This window comes from Donghicola sp. XS_ASV15, assembly GCF_041224595.1.
GTDB lineage: Bacteria > Pseudomonadota > Alphaproteobacteria > Rhodobacterales > Rhodobacteraceae > Donghicola.
Map to the genome: position 1 here is coordinate 1 of NZ_JBGFGN010000069.1, position 3,813 is coordinate 3,813.

3 protein-coding genes and 1 pseudogene are annotated in these 3,813 nt (G+C 53.3%); 2 read left to right on the forward strand and 2 right to left on the reverse strand.

Annotated elements, in window-relative coordinates; translation table 11 throughout:
• Positions 1–655: pseudogene (locus AB9K37_RS01595) on the forward strand (transposase); the annotation flags it as partial.
• Between the two features lie 429 nt (positions 656–1,084).
• Here AB9K37_RS01595 and AB9K37_RS01600 read toward each other — a convergent pair.
• Positions 1,085–2,407, reverse strand: coding sequence for a DUF6538 domain-containing protein (locus tag AB9K37_RS01600; protein ID WP_369835254.1), 1,323 nt, complete (start codon positions 2,405–2,407; stop codon positions 1,085–1,087).
• 439 nt (positions 2,408–2,846) lie between these two features.
• On the opposite strand from AB9K37_RS01600, the gene AB9K37_RS01605 reads away from it, so the two are divergent.
• A complete protein-coding gene (locus AB9K37_RS01605; RefSeq protein ID WP_369835255.1) occupies positions 2,847–3,281 on the forward strand; it encodes a cytochrome c in 435 nt (144 codons plus the stop codon).
• A gap of 110 nt (positions 3,282–3,391) precedes the next feature.
• Here AB9K37_RS01605 and AB9K37_RS01610 read toward each other — a convergent pair.
• The coding region (locus AB9K37_RS01610) for an SDR family oxidoreductase (RefSeq protein WP_369835256.1) at positions 3,392–3,813 on the reverse strand (422 nt) is incomplete at its 5' end.

Below are 3,813 nucleotides of genomic sequence, written 5' to 3' on the forward strand. Positions count from 1 at the left end.
CAAGTCCTACGACCTGATCACCAGCCCGGCCTATGTGGTTTTGTCCGCCGCCAACGAGTTCCACGACAAGACCACACGGCCGAACCAACTCTGGCAGACCGACTTCACCTATCTCAAGGTCATCGGCTGGGGTTGGTTCTATCTGTCGACAATTCTCGATGATTACAGCCGGTACATCATCGCTTGGAAGCTCTGCACGACGATGAAGGCCAGTGACGTGACCGACACGCTGGACTTGGCCCTGCAAGCCTCCGGCTGTGATAGAGCAACGGTTCTGCACAAGCCACGGCTCCTGTCGGACAATGGCGCCAGTTATATCTCTGGGGAACTTGCCGACTGGCTGGAAGACCGGAAAATGGATCACGTCCGCGGTGCCCCTTATCACCCGCAAACTCAGGGCAAGATCGAGCGTTGGCACCAGACCCTGAAGAACCGCATTCTGTTGTAGAACTACTACCTGCCGGGCGATCTCAGGCAAAAGATCGACGCCTTCGTCGACCACTACAATCATCGGCGCTACCACGAGAGCCTGCACAATCTCACGCCCGCTGACGTCTACTTCGGGCGCGGCCAGACCATTCTGAAACAGCGAGAAAGGATCAAACGAAAGACCATCGAAACCCGGCGCTTGCTTCACCGCAAACCCGCCGCATAATCAGACCAACGAGATGAACCAGACCCTCTCTTAGATTAGGCTGCAATCTGTCCCAAAATCCCTGACGACGGACAACTTCTCCTATTGAGAGTTTCGGACAAGTGGCCCGGACAAGTGACTTGGACCCAACTTGCACCATTCTAAGCTCGAAATTTCTGCGCATGTAGCATGACGTCACGGCTGTCGGCGATAAAAAAGGAACACCTGTAATGTGCGCCATCTTAGAGAAGGTTGTCGCTCTTAAAAACTGGCGAGCTTTTCTCACTCCAATAACGCACTCCTATGAACAGTTGATCCATTTTTCGGGACGTCCTTGCACAAATCAGATCAGGCTTTGCTGCAGGCATGGAAATACCGTGAAGCTCTACAAATCTTTGCTGGCACGCTCATTCCTCCTTGCAAAAGAGCACGCGCCTCTCATGCCTGCATCTATTTAAGGTGATTGGGGACCTCGAGAGCCACCATCTGGGCGAGCTTCAGTCTTCTCTTCAGATCCATCTCGTCGCCGTATACTTCCCGTCCCCTCGCTGACCCAACGCTGTGCCCCATCATTTCTGCACGGTCATCATTGATTAAACCGGTCGACTTCAAACGGCTTTCCCAAGAGTGCCTCGTCCCGCCTGCAGTGTGCTTGCCAGACGGCATCAAGCCGCGATTACGGAGAAACTTATTGATGAGATTCGAATAACTCCGCTTATTACGATATCGCGGAAAACCCTGAGGATGACGTTTCGCTGCAGCAAGCGCAATTCCAACCAAAGGGACCAGGCGGACAGATGAGCCATTCTTGATCTCGCGCTTCTCATCGCCATCTTCAAAGGTGACGCGAAGGTGTGGAATTTCTGCATCCAAAACGATTGCGTCAGACGGCAAATCATGGATTTCAGCTTGGCGACAACCTGTCTCGATTGAAATGAGAAGGATGTCTCTCGCCTCCTCATTCAAGCCATCGAAGGCGCCAGGCGCAAGCCACTTCTCTTTCATCCACTCAACGGGGATCTCAAGTTTACGGGTTTTCTTAGCGTTCTTTTCTCGAATGGAGATCCCAGAGTAAGGCCGCGGCGGATCATCCAGGTCAAGGCTCTCATAGTAATGGGACAGCAACGATGCCATGTTGCTGAAATCCTTATTCGCAGTATCAGATTTCAGTCCTTCGATCTCTATTCGTTTGCGCCACCATTTGCGGTGTGTTTTCGCATCCGCGACCCCCAACTCGAGGACAGGCTTATCTCCACCAAGTGCCTCGATCAGGTTTGCGACCGCACGGTGGCGCGGGTTCCGCCACAAACGCATCTGAGAGGAATTCTTGAGCCTATTGTCATGAGCGCAAATGCGTTCGACTTCAGCCACGAGATCAGAGAGTTTCAGTTGCGGAACATCGACGCCACCAAGAAGCGCATCAGCAACCTTCGAGCTATCTGATTTTTGAAGCATATCGAGACGCTCCAAAATCTCATTCAAAGGGCCGTTTGATAGCTCAGTTGCAGGTCGGTAGGAAACGCCGCGCGATGCGGCCAGTGCCACAGCGGCCTTAAAAACATCATCTGGCTCTCTGGGAGCGCCCATCACAAGTAGAGCGTCCAATTCCGCAAGAATGGCAGCCTCTGCGGCAGGAAGCCGCCTCATCGCCTCTCTTGCACTCTCAGTTCGAAGACTGCGGTGGATTTCAGCACGGGGCTCCACAAGGCGGTATCTCTGCGGGACACGCATCCTCAAATGCCATCGCCCGTTTCGCTGTATTATTCCCGCCATTGATCGTCAGTCTCGCGCCATAGTGTAGAAGTGCTTTGCTACACATTATGCTACACATTTCTCCGCTACAGCAACGAGCAACTTGTCAAAAAATATAATTTATACAAATACTTAATTAAAATCGAAATAGAAGTTGGAATCCCTGTCTCTCCGCCATTTCTGAACTATGGCCTCGGCCTTTGCTACTCGCGCTCAAGCTTCATCTTGCTGCCCGTATCCCGCTTCTTTAATTCGGTAGCATTCTCTTAATACAATGCGGACAGACACTGTTTATTCTACGATCGCTCGGCCTCTGATTGGCCAAGTCATCCCTTGGGATCGCTGCCAACTGGGTAAAGAGATCGTCATCGGTCAGGATGCATCTAGTATGTGCACATGGATCAAAGTAGCCTGACGGTGGTTGGCTATTTGCAAGACGACATTCAAAAAGAGACCCAAGATGAGAAAAACATATGCTGCGATTGTACTGCTCGCTTTAGGAACGGCCGCGCTCGCCCATAGCGGCGTCGAAGACAAGCATGTTATGGCCCGCATGGACGTGATGAAATCCATCGGCGATCAAATGAAGATCGTGGGGGCGATGGCCAAGGGGCAAGCCGCTTTTGATGGCAATACCGCGAACGCGGCTATAGGGCAGATCGCTCAGCTGTCCTCCCAAGTGCCTGCGACCTTTGCTACGCCTGCGACCGACCCGAAATCCGAGGCGCTGCCAGAAATATGGACGGAGTGGGAGCAATTCGAAAAGCTCGCAAATGACAGTGAGATCGCTGCTGCATCAGCCGTCGGCACGATTGCAACGCCAGAAGATTTGGACACAGCGCTGCGGCAGATTGGCGTGACCTGCAAGGCATGTCACTCGAAATATCGCGACTAACCACCTGCACGCAAAGAGTTTTCTGTCTGTTTTTGTCACGTGTCCACCTGAATTTAGAGCAAATGCGCCGCCAAGAACTCGCACATTCAGAGATCTGGCGACGCCACGTGTCATTGCAATGGCGCCGCCGGTCCGGGCGCTTGACTGTCATAGGCGCCCCACACCGACTGATCATAGTGAATGACCGAGCCTGTCAAAACGCCGCTGTCATCGGACACCATCCACAGCACCGCCTTGGCGACCTCTGCCGGATCCAATAGTCGGCCCAAAGGCAATCCCGCACCGGCTTTGGCTTCCCAATTTGGATCGCCGCTTTCTGCCAGTTGGATTGCCCGCTCCTTGTCCGAGGCCATCCAGCCAATATCCAGCTGATTCACGCGGATGCGGTTGCGCTGTGAACGGCGGAGCAATACTCGGCCACGGTAGCGACGGCATAGTGTTGTCGCGGGCGGCGTAAAAGTCGTCCACTTTTGCCCTTTCGGATTTCGGGAGGGCTTGGGGATATACACCGTGGACTTGTATTTGAAGGTGC